The organism is Shigella sp. SIG6 (genome assembly GCF_053555815.1).
In genome coordinates, this window is record NZ_JBQZXC010000211.1 from 1 (window position 1) to 3,553 (window position 3,553).

Annotated in this window: 2 protein-coding genes and 2 pseudogenes; 3 read left to right on the top strand and 1 reads right to left on the bottom strand. The window is 44.9% G+C overall.

The window, feature by feature from the left end:
- The 3 genes and pseudogenes from pgrR to mppA form a co-directional block, all read left to right on the top strand.
- Positions 1 to 466 (top strand): annotated as a pseudogene (gene pgrR, locus ACUU1M_RS19345) (DNA-binding transcriptional regulator PgrR); the annotation flags it as partial.
- A gap of 97 nt (positions 467 to 563) precedes the next feature.
- Positions 564 to 638, top strand: a pseudogene (locus ACUU1M_RS19350) (epoxyqueuosine reductase QueH); the annotation flags it as partial.
- Positions 639 to 802: 164 nt separating this feature from the next.
- Positions 803 to 2,416: a murein tripeptide ABC transporter substrate-binding protein MppA gene (gene mppA / locus ACUU1M_RS19355; RefSeq protein WP_000683016.1), complete on the top strand. Its 1,614-nt coding sequence runs from the start codon at positions 803 to 805 to the stop codon at positions 2,414 to 2,416.
- Positions 2,417 to 2,466: 50 nt separating this feature from the next.
- Here the strand turns inward: mppA and ynaI are convergent, their stop codons facing one another.
- Positions 2,467 to 3,498: a low conductance mechanosensitive channel YnaI gene (gene ynaI, locus ACUU1M_RS19360; protein ID WP_000559898.1), complete on the bottom strand. Its 1,032-nt coding sequence runs from the start codon at positions 3,496 to 3,498 to the stop codon at positions 2,467 to 2,469.
- Positions 3,499 to 3,553 lie beyond the last annotated feature (55 nt).

A 3,553-nucleotide genomic window follows, 5' to 3' on the forward strand; every position in this document is an offset into this window, starting at 1 on the left:
CCGTCTGGGTGGGGAGATGGATAAAGATATGATCGCCATTCGAATCGGGCCAGATATACCAATGGCTATTGTTGGCTCACCGGATTATTTTTCTCGTCGAAGTGCTCCAACGTCAGTGTCACAATTAATAGATCATCAGGCAATTAATTTGTATCTTCCCACATCGGGTACAGCAAATCGCTGGAGATTAATACGCGGTGGACGTGAAGTTCGTGTTCGCATGGAAGGTCAGCTTTTACTGAATACGATAGACCTGATCATTGATGCTGCAATTGATGGGCATGGATTGGCGTATCTACCTTATGATCAGGTTGAGCGGGCTATTAAAGAAAAAAAACTGATACGTGTTTTGGATAAATTCACTCCAGATTTACCCGGTTATCACCTGTACTATCCACACCGTCGACATGCTGGCTCGGCATTCTCATTATTTATAGATAGGCTGAAGTATAAAGGTGCTGTTTAGCACTACTTGCTGATACATTAATTTAATTCTTCTCTTAACGTATTCTCAGTTCCTTTCAACGTTTTGGTTATTTTTTATTCTTCGTACAATGGCGACAGATGCTGATTATGATACCGAAAACTGGTTTGAACGTGCGAAGCCCGAACGTAGTGTTCGGTGTTCTATGTGCTTTGCCGCATTTTGGCGTCTATTATTTACACTAAATCTGATTTGATATATTGATACTTAAAACATTTGATGCTTCCTTTGTCACTTTTTTGATGGAAGTTGTTTGCATTTCTTTAAGGCGAAACAAATAATTACGCATCAATTTTAATGTCGGTTAGAGGGAAACTTATGAAGCACTCTGTTTCAGTTACGTGTTGTGCGCTGTTGGTCAGCAGCATTTCTCTTTCGTATGCTGCAGAAGTTCCGAGCGGCACAGTACTGGCAGAGAAGCAGGAGCTGGTGCGCCACATTAAAGATGAGCCTGCGTCGCTGGATCCCGCTAAAGCCGTGGGCCTGCCAGAGATTCAGGTCATTCGCGATCTGTTTGAAGGTCTGGTGAATCAGAACGAAAAAGGGGAGATTGTCCCCGGCGTCGCGACTCAATGGAAAAGTAATGACAACCGTATCTGGACTTTTACCCTGCGCGATAACGCAAAATGGGCGGATGGCACACCGGTAACGGCGCAAGATTTTGTCTACAGCTGGCAACGTCTGGTGGACCCAAAAACATTGTCGCCATTTGCATGGTTTGCCGCGCTGGCGGGAATCAACAACGCACAGGCGATTATTGATGGTAAAGCTACGCCTGATCAGCTTGGCGTCACCGCAGTTGATGCCCATACTTTGAAAATTCAGCTTGATAAACCGTTGCCGTGGTTTGTGAATTTAACCGCTAACTTTGCCTTCTTCCCGGTGCAAAAAGCCAACGTAGAAAGCGGTAAAGAGTGGACGAAACCCGGAAATCTGATCGGCAATGGCGCTTATGTTCTTAAAGAGCGCGTAGTCAATGAAAAACTGGTCGTGGTACCGAATACCCATTATTGGGATAACGCCAAAACGGTGCTGCAAAAAGTGACCTTCCTGCCAATTAATCAGGAATCCGCAGCCACTAAGCGTTACCTCGCGGGGGATATTGATATCACCGAATCCTTCCCGAAAAATATGTATCAGAAGCTGTTGAAGGATATTCCGGGGCAGGTTTATACGCCACCGCAGCTCGGGACCTATTATTATGCCTTTAACACGCAAAAAGGGCCGACGGCAGATCAGCGCGTTCGCCTGGCATTAAGTATGACGATAGATCGCCGCCTGATGACCGAAAAAGTGTTGGGGACGGGCGAAAAGCCAGCGTGGCATTTTATACCAGATGTTACCGCCGGATTTACGCCGGAACCTTCGCCGTTTGAACAAATGAGTCAGGAAGAACTGAATGCGCAGGCAAAAACTTTGTTGAGCGCAGCTGGTTATGGTCCGCAAAAACCGCTGAAGCTGACGCTTTTGTATAACACTTCAGAAAACCATCAAAAAATTGCGATTGCTGTAGCATCGATGTGGAAAAAGAACCTTGGCGTAGATGTTAAATTGCAAAATCAGGAATGGAAAACCTATATCGATAGCCGTAACACCGGCAATTTTGATGTTATCCGCGCCTCATGGGTGGGGGATTATAATGAACCCTCCACTTTCCTGACATTATTAACGTCAATGCATTCAGGAAATATTTCACGCTTTAACAATCCGGCATACGACAAAGTTCTGGCCCAGGCATCGACGGAAAATACCGTTAAAGCGCGTAATGCCGATTACAACGCGGCAGAAAAAATCCTCATGGAGCAAGCACCGATTGCACCAATTTATCAATATACCAATGGACGATTAATCAAACCGTGGCTGAAAGGTTATCCCATTAATAACCCTGAAGATGTAGCGTACAGTCGGACTATGTATATTGTGAAGCATTGATGTGATGGGAACTGGCGTTACCCTTGTGGATAACGCCAGTGATGTCTGATTTAGCGACCCTGTTCCGGCAGTGTAATGTTATCCATATACAGCGTCTGGCTGGGGAAGGCAAAGTCCGCGCCGTGTGACTGTACAATATCGATAATCTTCAAATAAACGTCTTGCTGTGCAGCAAGCCACTCAGCCCATACCGTGGTTTTGGTAAAGCAATAAACCATAATATTCAATGACGAGTCAGCAAACTGGTTGAAATAAACCAGTAAGGTTTGTCGCTGGTCGATGGCCGGGTGATTTTTCAGCATCTCACGTACGGCTTCGACAATAACGCCCACTTTTGCCGCATCCTCATAACGTAAACCAATGGTCGTGGTAATGCGGCGGTTGGTCATTCGTCCTGGGTTTTCTACGCTGATCGACGAAAACAGCGAGTTCGGTACGTACAATGGACGATTATCAAAGGTCGTAATTTTGGTAATTCGCCAGCCAATTTCCGCTACTGTACCTTCGATATTTCTGTCCGGTGAACGGATCCAGTCGCCAATACTGAAAGGACGGTCGAAATAGAGCATGATCCCGGAAAAGAAATTACTCAGAATATCTTTACCGGCCATACCGACAGCCAGACCACCAATACCACCAAAGGTCAGCAAGCCAGAAAGGCTCATGCCGAAATGTTCGCCATAAAGCAGAACAAGCACTACAATAATGGTGATTTTGATAATGCGCGACATAATCCGCGCACTGGTGATATCGCGACCTTTTTTAATCTGCTGTTTTTCAAACTGATTAATCAGCAGAAATAGCTTAATCGTCAGAATAACCGCAATCAGGGACGTACAGATAAAATCGATAACGCCTGGGGTGATAAATTTGAGTTTATAGTTTTCTATAACATAATTAATGATGCTACCAACAGCACTGATAATTATGGTGTAGATTAAAAATTGCACCGCATGGAATAAAAATCCTTTTCTTTTACGATTTCCACGGCGAAACCAAAAGCTCATCAGAATCAATGCTGCGCAGCTACCGAAAATAATGACCAGATTAAGCGCATTATTTGTAAACAGTTCAGCGATCATTGTTTTATCAGGCTCCTCCAGATAATTGTCGTCATGCCGGAAACCCCTGGCGGGG

Coding starts and splice junctions, on each gene's coding strand:
- mppA (WP_000683016.1), top strand. CDS start 803: ATGAAGCACTCTGTTTCAGTTACGTGTTGTGCGCTGTTGGTCAGCAGC.
- ynaI (WP_000559898.1), bottom strand. CDS start 3,498: ATGATCGCTGAACTGTTTACAAATAATGCGCTTAATCTGGTCATTATT.